Raw genomic sequence first — 19,724 nt, 5'->3', positions numbered from 1 at the left:
CCTTTATATATAGCAGTATAGAAGGCGCGCAGAGATCAGGCGGCGGTACGCCACGCCTGTACGATCTCAGCGGTGCTGATCACCTGCACGCCATTGCCCGGCAGGATAAGATTGGCCCAGACTTCGTTATGCTGCTCAATCAGTTGCTCTGCTGTGGCCCAGCGGCGGCTGGAAGTGGTATGCGCGTCGGCTGCCACGCGGATGGCGTATCCCTTGCTGCTGCCGACTTTAATGGTGGTATCCACACAATAGTCGGTAGCGCAGCCGCAGATAACAAAGGAGGAGGCATCCAGTCGTTGTAACAGCTGATCGAGTTCGGTGTTCCAGAAGCTGTCGCACGCCTGTTTATTAATGTAGAGCGAGCCCGGCGGCTGATGCAGCTCCGGTAAGATTTGCCAGGCTTCGGTTCCTGGCTGCATATCCGTATCCAGATGTTGAATAAAAATGGTGTGTTCAGCGGCGTCAATCAGTTGATTAATACAGGCGACGCGCCCTGCCCGATCGAAACGCGGCGTATTAAAAACGCCGTTTTGCATATCAACCACAATCACTATACGTGCGGACATAGAGTTTTCTCAGTGAGAAGGGAAGATTCCATCCTGGCTGATGCCTGACGCCGGGGTCAATCCCTGCAATAGGCGTGGATCACAGTTTAGCATGCAAATGCTGAGGCGGCTGAGTGCCAGTAATAGGTGGCATCACTTTGCGCATTAGCGCCATAAACTGGCGCAGGCGGGCTGGAACGGTGTGATAATCCTGGCGACGCTGGCAGCGGCGGGCGGCCTGATTATTCGTCTGCGTAGCCGCTAGTGCGGGCTTTCGCTGGTGCCGCGCGCGTCACCCGCTACACTCAGAGAAGAGTCTCTTTCACCAGTGGAGGCATTATGACTGATTACAACAAGCAAAACTTTCCCGTGGAAAAAGTGCGCAAATATCTGGAACCTGGCCCGGTGGTTCTGGTGACATCGAGCTGGGAAAACCAAAGCGATATAATGACGCTGGGCTGGCATACCATCCTTGAATTTTCGCCTTCGCTGGTAGGCTGCATGATCGCCAGTATGAATGTCAGCCACGATTTGATCCGTAACAGTGGCGAATGCGTGATAAATGTCCCTACCCACGAGTTAATCGATCAGGTGGTGGCCATTGGCAACAGTCACGGCGATGAGGTGGATAAGTTCGCAGCTAACCGCCTGAACATCGAACCGGGCAGCGTGGTTAAAGCGCCGCTGATTGCCGAATGTTTCGCCAGTTTTGAATGTCGGCTTTACGACGGCGCGCTGGTAGATAATTACAACTTTTTCATCTTTGAAGTGGTAAAGGCGCATGTCGATCCCCAGGTAGCCTTCCCTGCTACGCTGCACTATACCGGCGAAGGCCTGTTTCGGGTTATGGGTGAAAAAACCAGCGATCAGCATAAGAAATTTAAGCCGGAGATGCTGATTTAACATGAAAAATTTTCCTGTTAGCCGGTTAGCTGAACAGAAAGAGCGGCGCTAATTGCCGGTGAATAGCAGATTATGCGAGGATGGCTCCCTTAGCGTCACGACCCAATCTGGAGAAGTAAAAGAATGGCAATTGAATATGCGGTAATTGCAGGCGGATGTTTCTGGTGTACCGAAGCGGTATTCAAGGACATCATTGGCGTTGAATCTGTAGAGAGCGGCTACACCGGCGGAACGCGCCCTAACCCAACCTACGAGCAGGTATGCAGCGGTGCAACCGGACATGCCGAAGCCATCCGCATCGGTTTCGATCCGGAGAAAGTGAGCTATGGCGATCTGCTGGATATCAGTTTTGTTACGCACGATCCGACTCAGCTGAACCGTCAGGGCAACGATATCGGTACCCAGTACCGTTCCGCAATTTTCCCGGCGAACGCTGAACAGGAAGCGGAAGCCAAAGCAGCGATCGCGCGTGCGCAGCAGGATCACAGCGATCCGATCGTGACCACTATCGAGCCGCTGAAAGAGTTTTACCCGGCGGAAGATTACCATCAGAACTACTGGGAAGGCGAAGGCCAGCGCAACGGCTTTTGCATGGCGGTAATCCCACCCAAGCTGCAGAAGCTGCGTAAAAGTTTTGCTAACCGCGTGAAGTCATCTTCTTAAGCGGAGAAAGACATAAGGCGAGCCTGGCTCGCCTTTCTTTATTTCTGTAGCCCCAGCGCGTTATGTATAGTAAAGAAGAGATCGGTCTGGTCTGTTAGTCCCACCACATTTGCTGCATGAGGACCGTAGGCGGCGATACGCAGCTGCGTGCCGGTGTGCTCTTGCGATTCCCCTTCCGAATTACCATAGCTAACGGTCATGACTGCACCATCTTTGGTGTTTAACGCCTGCGTCAATCCCGGCGCTTTAGTGCCGTTTTCAACAATCTGGCTGGAATGTGCATGATCGGCGGTGACGATCACCAGCGTATTGCCATCTTTACGCGCAAATTCCAACGCCTTCTGTACCGCTTCATCTAAATCTACCGTTTCCCCAATCTGTCCGCAGGGATTGGCAGCGTGATCCTGTTTATCGATCGACGCGCCCTCAACCTGCAGGAAGAAGCCCTGCTTGTTTTGACTGAGCAGGCTAATGGCTTTATCGGTCATCTGCGCCAGCGTTGGGGTGCTGGCTGAACGTTGGGTGTTGACTTCGCAGGTCACAGCGGGCTTGTCGATATTGCCATGATAGCTGGCTTTTGGCCCCTGCCAGCGCACCGGCATATTGCCTTCGCTAAACAGGCCCAGCAGCGGCTTCTGTTGATTGGCTACGGTTATCGCCTCTAAGCTTTGCAGATCGCTGACCAGTTGATAACCACGCGCTTCTGCCTGTTCGCGCAGCGTTTTCCCCTGATAGTCCCCCGCTTTGGCTACTTCGCTGAAAGTTTTCGCTCCGCCGCCCAGCGTGACATCAGCACGCGTAACTAACAACTGCTCGGCAATCGACCCTTTGCCACCCTTTTCCAGCGCATTGCTGGCGCAAAGCTCACTGGTTTTTTCCGGACCGTAGCACTTACGTGAGGTGACATGCGATATTTGCGCGGCGGGCGTGGCATCTTCCAGTTCAGCAGTAGATACGTTGCCGGTCGCTTTACCCGCTGCTTTGGCCAACTCCAGCAGCGTCGCCTGAGCGTTGCCGTTCACGTCAACGCCAAGCGCGCCATTATAAGTTTTCACTCCGGTTGACCAGGCGGTTGCCGAGGCGGCAGAATCAGTTACATAGTTGGGTTTATGCGTCTTTTTATCCAGCGAGTAGTGCGTATATTGTCCGGTGAGCGGTAACGCATCGATACCTTTGAAAAAGCCGCCTGCTCCCATGGCATAGTTGCGCGCCAGGGTAATTTCCGAATCACCCATACCATCTCCAATCAGCAAAATAACGTTTTTTGCCGGAGCGCTGCTTAACGATGCCTTTAGTGCGGCGGTTTGATCGCCAGTAAAACGGCGCGCGCCGCCGTGCTGAGTGATATCGCCGATCGCGGCGCGTGAGAGAGTGGCGATTTCAGCCACGGCATGACCGCTAACTAAAATTGCCAACAGGGAGAGCGCTATAAAGGGCTGCTTTTTCATTCGCTTAGTCCTTTGTAAATGTTTATCTGCCATTAGTGTAAAGAAGCGTAAAGGAAAGGGATGTATTTTTTCTTACAGGGTGTTGGCATTTTTATGACAATGGGTTTAACGCGCCTGAATTGTATAAGGCTTAACCGGCGCTAATAAAAGGGAAAAATAGTGCTTGACCCTTTTATAACAACTCCCTATAGTAGCGCCCCGTTGCCACCCAGAGCGGTGTCAGCAGACAATACGGTGAGGTGTCCGAGTGGCTGAAGGAGCACGCCTGGAAAGTGTGTATACGGCAACGTATCGGGGGTTCGAATCCCCCTCTCACCGCCATATTTAATGAAAGAGCCTGAGCGAAAGTTCAGGCTTTTTTGTACGCATAAAGCACCGCAGAGAGGGGTGATGAGAAGCCCCGCCGGGTTCGACAACCGGCAAAGCCGGTTGGACAGCCACAGGCTGCCCGCAGGGCGAGCGCTTCAGCGCGAGTCAATCCCCCTCTCACCGCCATATTTAATGAAAGAGCCTGAGCGAAAGTTCAGGCTTTTTTGTACGCATAAAGCACCGCAGAGAGGGGTGATGAGAAGCCCCGCCGGGTTCGACAACCGGCAAAGCCGGTTGGACAGCCACAGGCTGCCCGCAGGGCGAGCGCTTCAGCGCGAGTCAATCCCCCTCTCACCGCCATATTTAATGAAAGAGCCTGAGCGAAAGTTCAGGCTTTTTTATTTGCATTAAAGCCTGAGCGAAAGCTCAGGCTTTTTTGTATGCATAAAAAAGCCCGGACTTACGTCCGGGCTTGGGCTACAGCTACTCACTCAATCAACTATAAGCATGCAGCGCGCGCTGACAGAGCGCGGAACGCACACAATCCTCTTTCCCAAACCGCACTACGCTTACCATTTCATCTTCGACAAAACGGTCAAGCGCATCGGCCAGGCCCGATGTTACCCCGGCCGGCAGATCGCACTGGGTAATGTCGCCGTTGACAATAACCGTGACGTTCTCGCCCAGGCGGGTCAAAAACATTTTCATTTGGGCGGCGGTGACGTTTTGCGCCTCATCAAGGATGACCACCGCGTTTTCAAACGTACGTCCGCGCATATAGGCAAAGGGGGCGATCTCCACCTTACCAATTTCCGGACGCAGACAGTATTGCATAAAGGAAGAGCCGAGACGTTTAACCAGAACGTCATAGACCGGGCGAAAATAGGGAGCAAACTTCTCAGAGATATCACCAGGCAAAAAGCCCAGATCCTCGTCGGCCTGCAGCACCGGTCGGGTCACGATAATCCTGTCGACATCCTTGTTAATCAGGGCTTCTGCTGCTTTTGCAGCGCTGATCCAGGTTTTACCGCAACCCGCTTCGCCGGTTGCAAAGATCAGCTGCTTCGTCTCTATGGCGTTAAGATAGTGCGCCTGAGCCTCATTACGCGCTTCGATAGGTGAACGATCGCGTGAATCACACGCCATACCGATGGCGTCCAGGCCGCCCATGTGCACCAGCGAGGTGACCGATTCTTCTTCACGCTGCCGGTGGCTGCGTGAATCGCTACGAAGCACCCGACGTGCTTCACGACGCGCTTTGATCACTGCTTTCTGTCTTCCCATAGTGGCACCTTACAGTTGGTTTCATTTCCCGCACCGGAGCTGGTCTGGTGCGATTACGTGAACGCTTTAGAGGGTGGCTTCCTTCAGAGCCTTACGAGCCATTGAATGAGCGCATGCCGCTGACATACGCCGGAAATCATAAAAGGGACGAGTTAAGCCGAGAGGATTGATAAAAGAAGCAAATAGTCTGGAGAAAGAAAAACGCTCGCGAAAAGTCTTGCGATGTTTTTTATTTAAAACGGGCTGTCCATTACAGGACTTTTCCATTCGCATTCTCCATCGAGGAAGCTGAGCATTACAGACTACCGACCTGTATAAAGTGCAACAGATTCTTATAATTTTGCAATAGCAATTTTGATCAAATGAATAAAAAATAATCACCCGGCATCCATGAAAAAGTCACTCTCCTGATTTATGCTGATAATTCAGTAGGTTAAAAAACAAAAATAGCGGTGAGATAATTCAGAAATTTCATAACAGGAAAGAAAGCGGAATAGCAAAGAGAAAGATCGAGCAAAAAACCGTCTCCCGCCATTTATAACCTGGCGGGAAACCGTAAGTTAATCAGGCCTCCAGTAATGACTGAGCCAGATAATGTTGATTATTTATCACGCCCGGCAGCACAAAGAAATAGCCGCCCCCTGTGGGTTTAATATATTCCTCCAGCGCCTCGCCGTTGAGCCGTTGTTGCACGGCTAAAAATCCTTTTTCTAAATCGTGCTGGTAGCAGACAAACAGCAGCCCCATATCCAGCTGACCCGCAGACGTAATGCCGGCGGAATAGCTGTAGCCACGACGCAGCATCAGGCTGCTTTGCGTTTCCGGCGTACGTGGGTTGGCCAGACGAATATGCGCATCCAGCGGAATGATCTTCCCATGCGGATCTTGCGCGTAATCCGGCTCGTCATGTTCATGTTTCATCCCCAGCGGCGCGCCGCTAAGCTTTTCACGGCCAAAGATGGTCTGCTGTTCACCCAACGGCGTACGGTCCCAGAACTCGACGCGAAACTGAATAATGCGTACTGCCTGATAACTGCCGCCCACGGCCCAGGCGGGCTCCTGCTGATCCTGCGTCACCCACAGTATCGAATCCATCAAAGCCCGGTTTGCCGTGTCGGGATTGGCCGTACCATCTTTGAAGCCCAGCAGGTTAATGGGCGTTTCCCTGCCTTTACTGCGCGCCGCATGGTCCGGGATAAAGCCTTCGCGCCGCCAGCGTACCGCCAGCAAATCAGGCGTATGCTTAATGATATCGCGCAGCGCATGGATTACGGTATCGTTGGTGTTGGCGCAAATCTGCAGCAGCAGGTCGCCATGACAGCTTTCCGCATCCAGCGCGTCGTTAGGAAAACGCGTCATGGTTTGCAGCTTTGCAGGCTTCAGCGCCGTAAGACCGTAACGATCGTCAAATAGCGCCTCACCTACCGAGACGGTGATCGTCAGATTATCGGGCCAGATACGTTCGCCGAGGATGCCGGAATCAAGCGGCGGCAACCGGGGATTGGTGACCAGCGGTGCCGTGCCGCCCGTGGTCAGAAAAGCGATGCGTTCAGTGAGCAGTTTAAACAGCCGCACAAGGTCGTTTTTATCGCCTGCCAGCACATCAAAAGCCACCAGCATCATCGCGGCCTGCTGCGGCGTGGTGATCCCGGCCTGGTGCGGTCCGTAAAACGGCTGGCGCTCTTCCCGGAAATTGGGAGAAAGCGCCCCAGGCGAGAAGCTTTCCGCCGCCACAGCGCTTACCGGGCAACCGCTGCCAACCACAGCGGCGCCGCTCAGCAGACCAAGCCCTTTTAACAGGCGACGCCGTGAAGGCATCGCCGCGTCGGTCACTTTTTCCATCCGGCTTAATCCAGTCCCAGCGTGCCACGCAACAGAGCCAAATCTTCCGCCAGGACGGTAATCGGCCCTTTCAAGCGGTTGCGATCGGTTATGGTCAATTTTTCATATGAGGCGAAGCCATCCTGCGTACGATATTTGGTCAGGATGACATCGACTTTTTTGAAGTTGTTATCCACCTTGCTTAGCAGCTGCGGATTGGCTTTTTCCAGCTGCGGACGCAGCAGATTGACGATTTTCTGCGCGCCATCAACGTTGGCCTGGAAATCCCACAGATCGGTACGGCTGTAACGATCTTCTTCGCCGGAAATTTTGCTGGCGGCAACTTCTTCAATCAGGCCAGCTGCGCCGCCCACTACTTTGCCCGGCGGGAAAGCCAGCGCATTGATGCGTTTTTGCAGCTCCAGCGTGTCCTGATACAGACGATCGGCATAATCGTTCATGCCCTCGGTGCTGCGATCGCCAAACAGTGCTTTTTCCAGACGATGGAAACCGGTGAATTTAGGATCCGCTGCTTTTTGTTCATAGTCATCTTCACGCGCGTCAATGCTGCCGTCCAGGTCAGAGAAGAGCTCAGCGATCGGTTCGATACGCTCATAGTGCTGCCGGGTTGGCGCATAGAGCGACTGCGCTTTTTTCACATCACCCGCTTTAACCGCGTCGGTGAAAGCTTTAGTGCTGCTGACCAGCTGCGTCACTTCGCCAACAACCCAGCTTTTATAGTCGGTAATCGCTCCGCTTAGCTGCATCAGCTCAGCCTGTTTGCCGCTGCTCTGCTCAGTGCCGGTCGCCTTAACGATCAGTTTGCCTTTCGGGTTGCTGAGCAGGCCGCAGGTCATCTCATATTCGCCAGGCTCAAGATTGGCGGTGAGCTTTTGCGTAAAGCCCGGCGCGATATTTTCACGCTCTTCTACCACCATAACGCCCTTGAGGATCTCCCACTCCAGCCCTTTCTGGCTGTTGTTACGGATAATAAACTGGGTTTTGCCGGCATTAACGGTGAGTGCCATCGGTTCACATTGTTTATCGTTAACGCTGACATTTACCTGCGGCACATCAGCCGCACCGGACACAGCGGAATACGCCAGAAGAGAAGCCAGTAAGGCTTTACGGCGAGAAATCATAGTCATCAATATAGTCCCTGTTAAAGTCACAAACAGGCGCGAAAAACGCGCCATTAGTTTTAGCTTGTTGAACGTGCCGCTGCGGCACCCGGCCGGGCAGGCATAAAAAAGAACAGTAGCGCCGGGATCAGATAGATAAACCAGACTGCGACTTCGCTAACGGTAGGCGTCTCCTGGTATCCCAGCAGGCTTTCCAGCAGCGTCCCGAACAGGGTGTGTGTGGAGAGCGCGTTACTGAGGTCAAAGGCGATGATTTGGTAGTGATTCCACAGCCCCGCTTCATGGAAGGCGCGGATCGCCCCGGCAGCCAGGCCGGCGGCAACAAAAATGATAAACAGGCTGCTCCATTTGAAAAATTTCGCCAGGTTGAGTTTGACGCCGCCCCAGTAGATTAGCGCGCCGATAGCCGCAGCCGTGATCAGCCCGAGCACAGCGCCAACGGGCGGCGCCATACCGACATCCTGGGTAAAAGCGGCCAGCAGAAAGAAGACCGATTCCAGCCCTTCGCGTGCCACGGCAAGAAACACCATCAGCACCAGCGCCCAGCCATTGTGGCTGCCTTTTTGCAGCGCCTGGTCGACGGCATCTTCCAGCCGCGCTTTGACGTTGCGCGAAACGTTGCGCATCCAGAAAACCATCCAGGTAAGAATCGCTACCGCTATCACCGCCACAATACCTTCAAACAGCTCCTGTTCCTTTTGCGGGAACTCACCGGTTGTGGCGTTGATGAACACGCCAAGCGCCAGACAGAGCGCGGCCGCAATAAAGACGCCAGCCCACATGGCGCCGAACCAGCGGGTGCGTTGGGTACGCTTCAGGTAGCTGGCAATCAGGCTGACAATAAGTGCTGCTTCCAGCCCTTCGCGCAGCATAATCAGAAAGGGTACAAACATGCCTGATCCTCAGTAGTTTTAGTTCGCGTAAAGTGACGTAAAGATGCGTAAACACAAACGATACTGATTATCATTATCGGCACAAAAAAAACAAGACGCCGCAGTGATTATTTATCAGGGCGCAGGAAATTTAAGCCAGCGACGTTTTTCAGCGTCAGAGCTCCTTCAGCGGCAAGTAGGCTTGCTTCAGCTCCCCTCCCCGATCTTTTTAATCGGCAAGGTCACCAGCGGTTTAATCTCTTTCAGAACAAACATACTTTGCATCTCTTTGATTCCGGGAAGACGGCGCACTACCGACATGGCGAAATCGGCATAGGAATCCAGATCCGAAGCCACTACCTGCAATAAAAAATCGGCATCGCCGCCGATGCTGTAGCAGGCCACCACATCTTCCAGCGCGGTTACTTCCTCTTCAAATTTCCTTGCTTCCGCTTCGCTGTGGCTGTCGATCGCTACTCGCACAAACACCATAACGCCCAGGCCAATTTTTTTGCGATTCAGGACGGCACGATAGCCCTGAATCACTTCATCCTCTTCCAGCTTGCGTACTTTGCGCCAGCATGGCGAAGCGGACATGCCGATTTTTTCGGCCAGTACCTGATTAGTAACACGCGCATCATCCTGCAACAGCTTCAGGATTTTCATTTCTGTCGGGCTAAGCGCCATAAAAGAAAGTTCCTTTCGTTTTCACCGTGATAAAAGATGATTTTTTCCTGACACCAGCAAAGAAGCAAGTGATATAGGTAACAATTTCCCTTCCGGCTACGGCATAATACATTCGCAACTTTAATGATTAATTGAAGTGAATGCCGAAAGGAACCGACTCGTATGTTAATGCATATCGTCTTGTTTACGTTTAAAACCCCATGGAGCTGGGCTTCCATTGAAGCTATCGATGCGGAAAGATCGACGCGTGCGCACCCTAATTACATTGATGAAATTAAAGGATGGACCTATGGTCGCAACATCACTCGCCGTCATATCGCGGCTGATTTTGTCGTTATCGGCATGTTTGAAGGCCGCGCTTGCTGAAAAACCAGGAACCGAATATGAAATTTGATGCCAGCCAACATCGTTGCACGATTGTCATTGATAAAGATTTGCCCGCCGGTCTTGCCATTAACGCCGCGAGCGTGATCGGCATTAGCTTTGGCCGCACCGTTGAAAACCTGGTAGGCCCGGACAGGCAAAGTCTGGACAACATCAATTACCCGGGCGTGATTTACGCGCCGCTCCCGGTACTGCTGGCGCCAGGCGAAGTCATCCATGAACTGCAAAAGACGGCTGAAAATGATGAAGAGATCTATGTTATGCCATTCAGCGCCCTGGCCCAGTCCTGTAAAACCTATGATGAATATGGCGAACGCATCTCTTCAGTCAACAGCAGTAATATCGAGCTGGTCGCCATTGGGCTTATCGGCCCGAAAAAGAAAATCACCAAAATCACAGGCAGCCTGCCGCTCTATAAATAACAAGCCATAACATGCCGAACGCCATCAAACAGGCAGCTTAATCGCAAAGGCTGGCTATTTTGTGCAGCGGCGTACAGGCAAAGAAGCATGCCCACATGATGATGGTGGCACGGACGTTCCGCTCTCTCACCGTTTGGGGACCGCAGGAAGAAGGCGCTACCGCGTTTGCTAACCGGTGTCGTGAACATCTGGACCTTAAGCCCTGCTGGCGCAATCTTTCTTTTTCTGAACAGGAATAACTATGCTGGGAACTGCACAAATCCTCTCTTATATCGCCGCGCTTGGATTAGCTGCTGCTATACCAGGTCCGGGGATGACCGCCCTGGTCGCCCGCAGCGTTAGCGGCGGTGCCGTGACGGGCTTCACCATGTTGACCGGTTTGATTCTGGGCGACCTGATTTATCTCTCTGTGGCGGTGTTTGGCCTGGCGGTTATCGCCCATAACTACACTTCGCTGTTTACCCTGATTAACTGGGCGGCCTCGCTCTATTTATGCTGTCTCGCCTGGCAGTTCTGGCGCTATCAGCCGCAGGCGGTCAATATCGATCAGCGGGCGACGCGTAAACAGCTGGCCTCCGCCTGGTTCTCCGGGCTGACCATTACGCTGGGCAACCCGAAGACTATCGCCTTTTATCTGGCGATCCTGCCGCTGGTGATTTCGCTGGATAACGTCTCGTTGCAGATTTGGGGCATGATGCTGGTGCCGCTGACCATTTTCGTGCTGTTGGCAGTCGGTGCCGTATTTATCCTCGCGGCGCTTAAGATACGCCATTTCCTTACCAGCGCTGAAGCGCAGCGCCTGCTATTCCGCTCTGCGGGCGTGATTATGTTGCTGGCGGCCATCGGCATGGTGGCAAAAACGCTGTAGCTCTATCCACTGTTATCCACGCCCCCTGGGGCGAGGGCTTCCCCGGGGGTATCAACACGCTCAACTACCGCGTAGCGGATTGCGCTCGCAGGCTTTGCAGCGAGCACCGCTGACGGCCTGCGGCATCAAAATTCTCCGGCGCAAGCCAGCTGCGTAGCGCCATATCCACTTCCGGCCACTCTTTATCGATAACAGAAAACCAGTCGGTGTCGCGGTTACGGCCTTTTGTCACCAGCGCCTGGCGAAAACGCCCTTCATACTGAAAGCCCAACCGTAACGCAGCACGACGAGAAGCTTCATTCAGACTGTTGCATTTCCATTCATAGCGGCGATAGCCCAGCGTCTCGAAGGCATAACGCATCAGCAGCCACTGTGCCTCGGTCCCCATTGCCGTGCGGGTTAACAGCGGTGAAAAATGAACATGCCCCACTTCCGTCACGCCATTCACAGGATCGATCCGCATCAGCGCCAGTGATCCGACAGGCATCATGTTCTGTTTATCAATTACCGCAAAGTGAAGCGGATCGTTGAGATTTTCCACGCTCTTTACCCAGGCGGCAAAACTGGCGTTGCTGTTGTCAGGCTCCCGCAGCAGCCATGTCCAGTCGCGGGCATCGGGTGCCTGCTGAAACGCGGCGTACAATGTCTGCGCATGGGTCATGTTTAGCGGTTCCAGGCGGCAGAGGCGGCCCTCAAGCTGCGTGCGTTGCGGATGTGGGCGCGGCTGCCAGTCAGATAACGGCTCGCCAACTGGCTGACCAAATTCATTATAGTGATGCATTATGCCTCCTTAGCTGTTAGAGAGGCAGAGCATATAAAGGTACTGGTTCCTTAAAAAGCGCCACAGTGGTACGTTTTTATGGTACCACCAGGAGATGTGATGAATATTCCCGACGACGCTTTTTATACGCTGCTTGAAAATGCGCTGGCACAGCGAGGCGGCGTAACCCGCCAGCGTGCGCTGTACCATGCTTTACGTGATGCCATCCTTGCAGGAAAGCTACAGGCCCGAAGCCGCCTGCCAGGATCGCGTACCATCGCGCAACGACTAACGCTATCGCGCAATACGGTTAACGGCGCGCTGGAACAGCTGGCGCTGGAGGGCTATCTGCTACGCGACCGCAAGGGTTCGCAGGTTGCGACACTGGCGGCGCAAAATACTTTTTCGGTGAATACCAACAGCGTTTCCTTGCCAGCGCATCTGATGCAGCTTCCGTCTGGCAGCCAGCGCGATTCGCCGCCTTTGCTTTTTACGCCCGGTACGCCCGCTCTCAACTACTTTCCACTGCCGCTCTGGCGTCGTTTACTCACTCGCGTTCTGCATGAAGAAAGTTGCACGCTGTTGGGCTATGGCGATGCAGCAGGCGAATGGTCGCTGCGGGTGGCAATTGCACGACATCTGGCGCTGGCGCGCGGCATTCACTGCGACGCTTCGCAGATTATTATTACTGAAGGCGCGCTGGAGGGGCTAAGCCTGTGCGCACGTTTGCTGACGCAGCCGGGCGAAAGCGCCTGGATTGAAGATCCCGGTTATCTGGGGGTGAAAAGCGCGTTTACTGCGGCAGGATTGGTGCCTGAAGCGATCCCTGTAGACAATGAAGGGCTGTGCTTTGCTAATTTCACTGCCTTACCGCCCCGAATAATTTTCACTTCGCCATCGAACCAGTATCCCACCGGAGCTGTGCTCAGCGCCGCCCGTCGCCTGGCGCTGCTGACGTTTGCGCGGCAACATCACGCCTGGATTGTTGAAGATGATTACGACAGTGAGTTTCGCTACGACAACGCGCCCATACCGGCCATGGCAGGCATGCAGCCTGATGCGCCGGTAATCTATCTTGGTACATTTAGCAAAACCCTGTTTCCGGCACTGCGCACCGGATTTATCGTGTTGCCGCCCGCTCTGGCGTTGGCGGCGCGGCCTGTGGTGGGCGCACTGCTGCGCGGCGGGCACCGGGCGGAACAGCGCGCGCTGGCGCGATTCATCGAAGAGGGACACTATGCGCGTCATCTTGCGGCGATGCGCCGTCTCTATCGCAAACGGCAGCAACAGCTACGCGCAGCGCTGGCGAATCATCTAACCGAGCCGTTCACCATTACTGGCGGAAACGGCGGCCTGCATCTTACCATCACGCTTAATGCTATTGATGATGTCATGCTGGCCCGACAGGCGCGTCAGTATCAGCTGGCGCCCGCCCCGTTAAGTCAGTTTTATCTTGATAAAAACCGTGTCCGGTACGGGCTGGTGCTGGGCTACGGCAATACCTCAGCCTCGCAGTTTGTTCCGGCGATAGAGCGGTTACAGCAATTGATTACACGTCTGCGCCATCAGGCGAGCGGAAAGTAGCCTCTGCCCTGCCCTGAGCAAAAGGGGAATGCAGCAGAAACAGTGCGGCCTGCCATAAACAGGCAGGCCGCGATCAGAGGAAATATTCCTGTAAGGTCATCGGGCCTGTCGGCCCGGGGAAATTAATGCGATTTATATTCTGCGTCGGCCGCATCGAAACGCGCCTGCGCTTCAGCAGAGGGCGCACGCCCCATCAGGCTCACAACGTAGATCGCGATGCTGGCAAACAGGAAGCCAGGGATGATTTCGTACAGACCCAGCCAGCCGTAATGTTTCCATACCAGCACCGTCAGCGCGCCAATTACCATGCCCACCAGCGCGCCGTTGCGCGTGGTGCGTTTCCAGCAGACCGAGAACAGCACTACCGGACCAAACGCGGCGCCGAAACCCGCCCAGGCATAACTCACCAGCCCCAGAACACGGTTCTCAGGATTAGAGGCCAGCGCAATAGCAATCAGAGCCACCACCAGCACCATCATACGGCCAAACCAGACCAGCTCTTTCTGACTGGCGTTTTGACGCAGCAGACCTTTATAAAGATCTTCCGTCAGCGCGCTGGAGCAGACCAGCAGCTGGCAGCTTAGGGTAGACATCACCGCCGCCAGGATAGCCGAAAGCAGAATGCCGGCGATCCACGGGTTAAACAGAAGACGCGCCAGCTCGATAAAGACGCGCTCGCCGTTTTCACTTACGCCAGCCGCCTGTTCCGGATGGCTCTGGAACCAGGCGATGCCAAAAAAGCCCACCGCGACCGCGCCGCCCAGACAGAGGATCATCCATGCCATACCGATACGTCGTGCGGTACGGATCGAGCGATGCGAGTCGGCTGCCATAAAACGCGCCAGAATATGCGGCTGACCAAAATAGCCCAGGCCCCAGCCCAGCAGCGAAATTACCGCAACAAAGTTCAGCCCTTTCAGCATATCGATGTTTTCCAGGCTTTTCGCTTCAATCACCCGCAGAGAATCTTCAAAGCCGCCCACGGCGATAATCACCATAATCGGCGTTAACAGCAGAGCGAAAAACATCAAACTTGCCTGCACGGTATCGGTCCAGCTTACCGCAAGGAAACCACCTACAAAGGTATAAAGAATAGTGGCGGCCGCTCCGGCCCACAGTGCCGTTTCGTAGCTCATACCAAAGGTGCTTTCAAACAGGCGCGCCCCGGCCACAATGCCGGATGCACAGTAGATGGTAAAGAAAACCAGAATAACGATGGCGGAGATAATCCGTAGCAGCTTGCTGCGATCCTCGAAGCGGCTGGTAAAGAAATCAGGCAGCGTCAGGGCGTTATTGTGATGTTCAGTTTGTACGCGCAGGCGACCCGCTACAATTTTCCAGTTCAGCCAGGCACCGATAATTAGCCCGATGGCAATCCAGCTTTCTGAAATTCCTGACAAAAAGATAGCGCCGGGCAACCCCATCAGCAGCCAGCCGCTCATATCCGATGCGCCCGCTGAAAGTGCGGTAACCAGGCTGCCCAGACTACGCCCCCCAAGAATGTAGTCATCGAAATTTTTGGTTGAGCGCCAGGCTATAAAGCCAATCAACACCATGCCAAGAATATAGATGATGAATGTCACCAACATCGGTGTGCTTACTGTCATCAGGTTCTCCATTTATTATCGGTATTAAGCAGAGGGTTATTTGCCCTGTCTTCACCGCCGGAACGCAGCGGTTTTTATTAAAAACTTATCTTTGGCGCGCTATCCTGCCGGAAAGGTTCATAACGCACAACATTTAACACAGCTGTTACACTGAATTCACTCCCTCTGGTTATCAGAATTTCAGAAGGTTGCACCAGGTCACGTTTCAATCAGTAGCACCCTGATCGCAACCGCGCCAACTTCAGAAAATTCGGGCTTTCGCAAAGATGGCGAGGAATTTGCAGCAATATCCATGCCGCTTTCGCAGATTTAACAATTTGGCGTTTGCGCGGAGTGTTAACAGGCTCACAATTAACACGGTTGCACAAAGTTGCAACATGGGTGATATTGCGCCATACAACGGTGATATAAGGTTTTGAGGAGCGTTTAAGGCATGGCAACGACGACAATGGGTGTCAAACTGGATGAAGCCACCCGCGAAAGAATCAAACAGGCTGCACAACATATCGATCGCACCCCGCACTGGCTGATCAAACAAGCGATTTTTAACTATCTTGAGCAGCTGGAACAGGGCACGCAGCCCGCTGAATATCCGCTGCAGGCAGCAGCAAATGAATCAGAAGAGGCATTGCCGGAAGAGCCGCATCAGCCGTTTCTTGATTTCGCTGAACAGATCCTGCCACAAACGGTTACCCGTGCAGCCATTACCTCTGCCTGGCGTCGCCCGGAACCTGAAGCCGTCTCAATGATGCTGGAGCAGGCGCGTTTACCTGCCCCGCTGGCAGAAAAAGCCCATCAGCTTGCGTGGTCGCTGGCGGATAAGCTGAGGCACCAAAAAGGGGCAACCGGACGCGCCGGAATGGTGCAAAGCCTGCTACAGGAGTTCTCGTTATCTTCTCAGGAAGGTGTGGCGCTGATGTGTCTGGCGGAAGCGCTGCTGCGCATCCCCGATAAGCCGACACGCGATGCGCTGATCCGCGATAAAATCAGCAACGGCAACTGGCAGGCGCATCTGGGCCGCAGTCCTTCGCTGTTTGTGAATGCCGCCACCTGGGGTCTGCTGTTTACCGGCCGTCTGGTCGCAACGCATAATGAAGCCAACCTGTCGCGCTCCCTTAACCGTATTATCAGTAAAAGCGGCGAGCCGCTGATCCGCAAAGGCGTGGATATGGCGATGCGTTTGATGGGCGAGCAGTTTGTTACCGGCGAAACCATCGCAGAAGCGCTGGCCAATGCCCGTAAACTGGAAGAAAAAGGCTTCCGCTACTCTTACGATATGCTGGGCGAAGCGGCGCTGACCGCCAGCGATGCGAAAGCGTATCTGCTCTCTTATCAGCAGGCGATCCATGCCATTGGCAAAGCCTCCAACGGGCGCGGTATTTATGAAGGCCCGGGGATTTCGATCAAGCTTTCTGCGCTGCATCCACGCTACAGCCGCGCGCAATACTCGCGCGTTATGGAAGAGCTCTACCCTATTCTTAAATCGTTGACGCTGCTGGCGCGTTCTTACGATATCGGGATTAATATTGATGCCGAAGAGGCGGATCGTCTGGAGCTGTCACTCGATCTGCTGGAAAAACTCTGCTTCGAGCCGGAACTGGAAGGCTGGAACGGCATCGGCTTCGTTATTCAGGCTTATCAGAAGCGTTGTCCGTTTGTGATTGACGCACTGATCGATCTGGCGCAGCGCAGCCGTCGTCGTCTGATGATTCGTCTGGTAAAAGGCGCTTACTGGGACAGCGAAATCAAACGCGCGCAGGTCGAAGGGCTGGAAGGCTACCCGGTCTATACCCGCAAGGTCTACACCGATATCTCTTACCTGGCCTGCGCCCGCAAGCTGCTGGCTGTGCCTAACCTGATTTATCCGCAGTTCGCCACCCATAATGCCCACAGCCTGGCGGCGATCTATCATCTGGCGGGCAATAACTATTATCCCGGTCAGTATGAGTTTCAGTGTCTGCACGGCATGGGCGAGCCGCTGTATGAGCAGGTGGTGGGCAAAACCGCTGATGGCAAGCTGAACCGCCCGTGCCGTATCTATGCACCGGTCGGCACCCATGAAACCCTGCTGGCTTACCTGGTGCGTCGTCTGCTGGAAAATGGCGCTAATACCTCGTTTGTTAACCGTATCGCGGATAAAACCCTGCCGCTGGATGAGCTGGTGGCCGATCCGGTTCAGCAAGTTGAGCGTCTGGCCGCAACGGAAGGTGCCATTGGTTTGCCGCATCCGAAAATTCCGCTGCCACGCGATCTGTATGGTGATAAACGCCCCAACTCCGCCGGACTGGATTTAGCTAACGAACATCGCCTGGCGTCACTCTCCAGCGCCCTGTTAAGCAGCGCCGCGCATTTATGGCGTGCCGAACCGATGATTGAAGGAGAGCTGGGCCAGGGTGAATACCGCCCGGTACTGAACCCGGCCGATCCTTCCGACCGGGTGGGCGAAGTGCGTGAAGCCAGCGAGCAGGAGGTCGCACAGGCGCTGGAGGCGTCGGTGAATGCTGGTCCAATCTGGTTTGCCACCCCAGCGCAGGAGCGCGCCGCTATTCTGGAGCGCGCCGCTGAACTGATGGAAGGTCAGATGCAGACGCTTATCGGCATCCTGGTGCGCGAAGCGGGTAAAACCTTCAGTAACGCGATTGCTGAAGTGCGCGAAGCGGTCGATTTCCTCTATTACTATGCCGGCCTGGTAAGCAGCGACTTTGATAATGAAACCCATCGTCCATTAGGGCCGGTGGTCTGTATCAGCCCGTGGAACTTCCCGCTGGCGATCTTTACCGGACAGATTGCCGCCGCCCTGGCGGCGGGCAACAGCGTGCTGGCGAAACCCGCAGAGCAAACGCCGCTGATTGCCGCTCAGGCAGTACGCATTCTGCTTGAAGCGGGCGTGCCGGCTGGCGTGATCCAGCTACTGCCGGGCCTCGGCGAGACCGTAGGCGCCCAGTTGACCGGCGACGATCGGGTGCGCGGCGTCATGTTTACCGGCTCGACCGCGGTGGCGAGTTTGTTACAACGTAACCTGGCCGGACGCCTCGATCCACAGGGCCGCCCAACGCCGCTGATTGCCGAAACCGGCGGAATGAACGCGATGATTGTCGACTCCTCCGCGCTGACCGAGCAGGTGGTACTGGATATCGTCTCCTCTGCTTATGACAGCGCGGGCCAACGCTGTTCGGCGCTGCGCCTGCTTTGCATCCAGGAGGACGCCGCCGAGCATACGTTGAAGATGCTGCGAGGCGCGATGGCGGAATGCCGTATGGGTAATCCTGAACGCCTCTCAACCGATATCGGTCCGGTAATTGATGCCGAGGCGAAAGAGAATATTGAGCGTCATATTCAGGCGATGCGCGCCAAAGGGCTAACGGTGTTCCAGGCGGTACAGGAGAATCAGCAGGACAGCAAAGAGTGGACGCAGGGCACCTTTATTAAGCCGACGCTGATTGAGCTGAACAGTATCGATGAACTGGATAAAGAGATTTTTGGTCCGGTATTGCATGTGGTGCGTTATACGCGCAGCTCACTGCCGCAGCTGATTGAGCAAATCAATGCTTCTGGTTATGGCTTAACGCTGGGCGTGCATACCCGTATCGATGAAACTATCGGTCAGGTAACCCAGCGTGCGAAAGTTGGTAACCTGTACGTTAACCGTAATATGGTTGGCGCAGTGGTTGGCGTACAACCGTTCGGCGGCGAAGGCTTGTCAGGTACCGGCCCGAAAGCAGGTGGCCCGCTTTACCTCTATCGTCTGTTGTCGCATCGTCCGGATAATGCGCTGCAGGTCACGCTCGATCGTCACGATGCCGAACAGACGCTTGATGCCACACTGCGCCCTGCCCTTATCGAAGCGCACAAAGCGCTGAGCGACTGGGCCAACGCGCAGCCGCAGCTGGCGGAAGTTTGCGCCCGCTATGAAAAACTGGCGCAGGGCGGCACGGTACGCTTGCTGCCGGGCCCAACCGGCGAGCGCAATACCTATATTCTGCTGCCACGCGAGCGCGTGCTCTGTCTGGCGGATAACGAGCAGGATGCGCTGGTACAGCTGGCAGCGGTGACCAGCGTCGGCAGTCGCGCTTTGTGGCAGGATGATGAGCTGCATCGTAAGCTGGCGCAGTCGCTGCCGGAGAAAGTGCGTGCACATATCGACTTCGCCCATGATCCGCTGGCTCAGGAACAGCACTATGATGCGGTGATCTATCACGGCGACGCCGATCAGCTGCGTTTGCTGTGCGAGAAGATTGCCGCACGCGGCGGCGCGATCGTTTCAGTGCAGGGCTTTGCCCGTGGCGAAACCAATCTGCTGCTGGAGCGGCTGTTAATTGAACGCTCGCTGAGCGTCAATACCGCTGCGGCGGGAGGAAACGCCAGCCTGATGACGATTGGCTAACGCCACCGGTTAACAACAAGCCGCCTTGCTACAGGGCGGCT

General features: G+C 54.8%; 17 protein-coding genes and 1 tRNA gene. 8 read left to right on the top strand and 10 right to left on the bottom strand.

All coding sequences use genetic code 11. From position 1 onward, the window contains the following. Positions 1-35 precede the first annotated feature (35 nt). Positions 36-566, bottom strand: a complete 531-nt coding sequence (locus tag B1H58_RS15765) for an isochorismatase family protein (RefSeq protein ID WP_085071418.1) — start codon at positions 564-566, stop codon at positions 36-38. Between the two features lie 318 nt (positions 567-884). Here B1H58_RS15765 and B1H58_RS15760 point away from each other — a divergent pair, with 318 nt between their 5' ends. Together B1H58_RS15760 and msrA are read left to right on the top strand one after the other, a co-directional pair. Beyond that, positions 885-1,448 carry a flavin reductase family protein gene (locus B1H58_RS15760; RefSeq protein ID WP_085071417.1) on the top strand — a complete coding sequence of 188 codons (564 nt, stop codon included), beginning with the start codon at positions 885-887 and terminating at the stop codon, positions 1,446-1,448. 123 nt (positions 1,449-1,571) lie between these two features. Next, positions 1,572-2,111 carry a peptide-methionine (S)-S-oxide reductase MsrA gene (gene msrA / locus B1H58_RS15755; RefSeq protein WP_085071416.1) on the top strand — a complete coding sequence of 180 codons (540 nt, stop codon included), beginning with the start codon at positions 1,572-1,574 and terminating at the stop codon, positions 2,109-2,111. Between the two features lie 38 nt (positions 2,112-2,149). On the opposite strand, the gene phoA is transcribed toward msrA, so the two are convergent. Continuing rightward, positions 2,150-3,559 (bottom strand): alkaline phosphatase, encoded by a 1,410-nt coding sequence (gene phoA, locus B1H58_RS15750; RefSeq protein ID WP_085071415.1) that lies wholly within the window; start codon positions 3,557-3,559, stop codon positions 2,150-2,152. Between the two features lie 233 nt (positions 3,560-3,792). On the opposite strand from phoA, the gene B1H58_RS15745 reads away from it, so the two are divergent. Further along, positions 3,793-3,880, top strand: a tRNA-Ser gene (locus B1H58_RS15745). A 483-nt stretch (positions 3,881-4,363) separates the two neighbouring features. On the opposite strand, the gene phoH is transcribed toward B1H58_RS15745, so the two are convergent. The 6 genes from phoH to B1H58_RS15720 form a co-directional block, all read right to left on the bottom strand. Further along, the gene (gene phoH / locus B1H58_RS15740; RefSeq protein WP_085071414.1) at positions 4,364-5,152 is read right to left on the bottom strand and encodes a phosphate starvation-inducible protein PhoH; all 789 of its coding nucleotides are present in this window, start codon (positions 5,150-5,152) and stop codon (positions 4,364-4,366) included. A gap of 66 nt (positions 5,153-5,218) precedes the next feature. Then, positions 5,219-5,419, bottom strand: coding sequence for a hypothetical protein (locus B1H58_RS20705; protein WP_157130194.1), 201 nt, complete (start codon positions 5,417-5,419; stop codon positions 5,219-5,221). A 297-nt stretch (positions 5,420-5,716) separates the two neighbouring features. Beyond that, complete coding sequence (gene efeB, locus B1H58_RS15735; protein WP_085071413.1) at positions 5,717-6,994, bottom strand: iron uptake transporter deferrochelatase/peroxidase subunit; 1,278 nt, start codon at positions 6,992-6,994, stop codon at positions 5,717-5,719. A gap of 5 nt (positions 6,995-6,999) precedes the next feature. Continuing rightward, positions 7,000-8,121, bottom strand: coding sequence for an iron uptake system protein EfeO (gene efeO / locus B1H58_RS15730; protein WP_085071412.1), 1,122 nt, complete (start codon positions 8,119-8,121; stop codon positions 7,000-7,002). Positions 8,122-8,174: 53 nt separating this feature from the next. Then, complete coding sequence (gene efeU / locus B1H58_RS15725) at positions 8,175-9,008, bottom strand: iron uptake transporter permease EfeU (RefSeq protein WP_085071411.1); 834 nt, start codon at positions 9,006-9,008, stop codon at positions 8,175-8,177. A gap of 186 nt (positions 9,009-9,194) precedes the next feature. Then, a complete protein-coding gene (locus B1H58_RS15720) occupies positions 9,195-9,674 on the bottom strand; it encodes an Lrp/AsnC family transcriptional regulator (RefSeq protein ID WP_085071410.1) in 480 nt (159 codons plus the stop codon). A gap of 162 nt (positions 9,675-9,836) precedes the next feature. Between B1H58_RS15720 and B1H58_RS15715 the strand changes: the two genes are divergently transcribed. The 3 genes from B1H58_RS15715 to B1H58_RS15705 all read left to right on the top strand — a co-directional run bounded on the left by B1H58_RS15715 (position 9,837) and on the right by B1H58_RS15705 (position 11,348). Continuing rightward, the gene (locus tag B1H58_RS15715) at positions 9,837-10,040 is read left to right on the top strand and encodes a Dabb family protein (RefSeq protein ID WP_085071409.1); all 204 of its coding nucleotides are present in this window, start codon (positions 9,837-9,839) and stop codon (positions 10,038-10,040) included. A 17-nt stretch (positions 10,041-10,057) separates the two neighbouring features. Next, positions 10,058-10,480 carry a DUF2000 domain-containing protein gene (locus tag B1H58_RS15710; protein WP_085071408.1) on the top strand — a complete coding sequence of 141 codons (423 nt, stop codon included), beginning with the start codon at positions 10,058-10,060 and terminating at the stop codon, positions 10,478-10,480. Between the two features lie 241 nt (positions 10,481-10,721). Further along, the gene (locus tag B1H58_RS15705) at positions 10,722-11,348 is read left to right on the top strand and encodes a LysE family translocator (protein ID WP_085071407.1); all 627 of its coding nucleotides are present in this window, start codon (positions 10,722-10,724) and stop codon (positions 11,346-11,348) included. Positions 11,349-11,412: 64 nt separating this feature from the next. On the opposite strand, the gene B1H58_RS15700 is transcribed toward B1H58_RS15705, so the two are convergent. Then, positions 11,413-12,129, bottom strand: coding sequence for a GNAT family N-acetyltransferase (locus B1H58_RS15700; RefSeq protein ID WP_085071406.1), 717 nt, complete (start codon positions 12,127-12,129; stop codon positions 11,413-11,415). Between the two features lie 99 nt (positions 12,130-12,228). Between B1H58_RS15700 and pdxR the strand changes: the two genes are divergently transcribed. Then, entirely contained in the window at positions 12,229-13,692 is a 1,464-nt protein-coding gene (gene pdxR, locus B1H58_RS15695; RefSeq protein WP_085071405.1) for a MocR-like pyridoxine biosynthesis transcription factor PdxR, read from the top strand. A gap of 122 nt (positions 13,693-13,814) precedes the next feature. Here pdxR and putP read toward each other — a convergent pair whose 3' ends face one another. After that, on the bottom strand, positions 13,815-15,299 hold the full coding sequence (gene putP / locus B1H58_RS15690) for a sodium/proline symporter PutP (RefSeq protein ID WP_085071404.1): 1,485 nt from the start codon (positions 15,297-15,299) through the stop codon (positions 13,815-13,817). 433 nt (positions 15,300-15,732) lie between these two features. Between putP and putA the strand changes: the two genes are divergently transcribed. Continuing rightward, positions 15,733-19,683 (top strand): trifunctional transcriptional regulator/proline dehydrogenase/L-glutamate gamma-semialdehyde dehydrogenase, encoded by a 3,951-nt coding sequence (putA, locus tag B1H58_RS15685; RefSeq protein WP_085071403.1) that lies wholly within the window; start codon positions 15,733-15,735, stop codon positions 19,681-19,683. The last annotated feature ends 41 nt before the right edge of the window (positions 19,684-19,724 follow it).

Origin of the sequence: Pantoea alhagi (genome assembly GCF_002101395.1) — a bacterium.
GTDB classification, from domain to species: domain Bacteria; phylum Pseudomonadota; class Gammaproteobacteria; order Enterobacterales; family Enterobacteriaceae; genus Mixta; species Mixta alhagi.
This window is presented reverse-complemented; position numbering and strand designations above follow the sequence as displayed.